This window comes from Pseudanabaena biceps PCC 7429 (genome assembly GCF_000332215.1).
Classification (GTDB): domain Bacteria; phylum Cyanobacteriota; class Cyanobacteriia; order Pseudanabaenales; family Pseudanabaenaceae; genus Pseudanabaena; species Pseudanabaena biceps.
In genome coordinates this window covers 1-1,676 of the sequence record NZ_ALWB01000416.1, presented here as the reverse complement: position 1 = coordinate 1,676, position 1,676 = coordinate 1, and the positions used below count along the sequence as shown (strand labels likewise).

Below are 1,676 nucleotides of genomic sequence, written 5' to 3'. Positions count from 1 at the left end.
CCCGCGTAGCGGGCGGTATGCTCTCTGGTTTTGGTTTTTAATTATGCCGAACTACTTAGATAAAAGTATCGTCTAGAGAGGTGCACACAAAAAACATACAGCCTGCGATCGCTATTGGAGCATGTTGGGAGCCTGCCTCCGAGTATAAATAGTCGCCAGCTCGATAGGTCACGCCGCGATCGATTAGCTCGCCTGCTAACATCAAAATTTCTTCCCCCGTTTTATGGTGATGAGCTGGATACTCCACATCCTTAGTCGCACGAATTAAAGATGATATTTGTCTTTTTTCTAGATCTCGTTTTAATACCACCATCAATAAACCTTCGATGGGGTGAGGTTGCCACTGGCGATCTTCCGATCGCAGAGCAATAAAGTCTGAGCTGTTGGGTTGTTTCTGAATGCGATCAAACAGCCTGTGCTTGAGACTAGCAGGAACCGCTAGAGGTTTTTCGTTATAGGCAAGGGTCGAAACAACATTACGCAGCGATCGCAATTCGAGATCGATTTCTGGGGAAGCCGTAGCAAGTTCTTCTATGGATTGAATTTCGGGAGGAGAGATGGCTGTAATTGCTGCCAATGCAAGTAGTTCATTAATTTCTTCTTGGTTCATGCAGGTTAGATCCTAATTTTTGAGCATTTATTTTTAGCATTTAAAATTTAGACTTGATTATTTGCGCATTTGATTGCGCATTTGATTATTTACACTCTGTTTAAGTAAGTGGGCTTAATTAAATATAAAACCCTAAAACTTGCGGCGCACGCTGTGCGTGCGCCGCAGGTTTTAGATCTGGATTTTAATTACGCTGAGATACTTATTTGCGCTCTGATTATTTGCAACCTAATATTTACGATTGATATTTACCAATATTCCCTAGAAACTAGACCACTCCTCACCAATCAATTCCCGTAATTTTTTTAACCCCAGACGAATGCGGGTTTTGACAGTACCAAGGGAGATTCCCGTTTTTGTAGAAATTTCACTATGGCTGAGCCCACCAAAATAAGCTAGTTCTAAAACTAAACGTTGCTCATCGGGAATTTCACTCAGACAAGCTACTACATAGGATCGCCTCTCGCGGATCAAGACATCTTCCTCTGGGCTATCGGTATGAGGCTGCATCATGATGGCATCCTCCGATATAGCAACTGCTTTATCAAGCCTTGCATAACTGCGTAACCGATCTAAAGCACGACTACGGGTCAACATGAATAGCCATGTATCTACTCTTGCCTTTTGGGAATTATAGTTTTTGGCAATTCTCCATACTTGAGTAAATACGTCCAAAACGATCTCTTCGGATTCCTCCGCTGAGTTAAGAATGCGATAGGCGATCGTATAAATGATGCGGGAGTAGCGATCATATAGTAATGACAAGGCTGTTTGATCCTGTTCGGCAATTCGGCTAATCAGCGAAATTTCATCTTGCCTACTTGCAGTATCAACTTTAAGAAATTTGCGATCGCATGAATCCAAGATTTAATTCTCTCCGTATTCCTATTCAAATCAGTGACAACCAACTTCTCTAATCATCTTCAATCAATTCTATGGTTCGGCAAACATCAATAGAAATTAATTTTGTAATTAATTTTGTAATTAATTAAGAAGAACCGATTAAGTACCTCAGCATAATTAAAATCCAGAGCTAAAACCTGCGGCGCACGCGCAGCGTGCGCCG

2 protein-coding genes are annotated in these 1,676 nt (G+C 41.7%); both read right to left on the bottom strand.

Annotation, left to right across the window (positions count from 1 at the left end; translation table 11 throughout):
- Positions 1 to 55: 55 nt before the first annotated feature.
- On the bottom strand, positions 56 to 610 hold the full coding sequence (locus tag PSE7429_RS24040) for a cupin domain-containing protein (protein ID WP_009629783.1): 555 nt from the start codon (positions 608 to 610) through the stop codon (positions 56 to 58).
- 261 nt (positions 611 to 871) lie between these two features.
- Positions 872 to 1,474 carry a sigma-70 family RNA polymerase sigma factor gene (locus PSE7429_RS22855; RefSeq protein WP_009629782.1) on the bottom strand — a complete coding sequence of 201 codons (603 nt, stop codon included), beginning with the start codon at positions 1,472 to 1,474 and terminating at the stop codon, positions 872 to 874.
- Positions 1,475 to 1,676 lie beyond the last annotated feature (202 nt).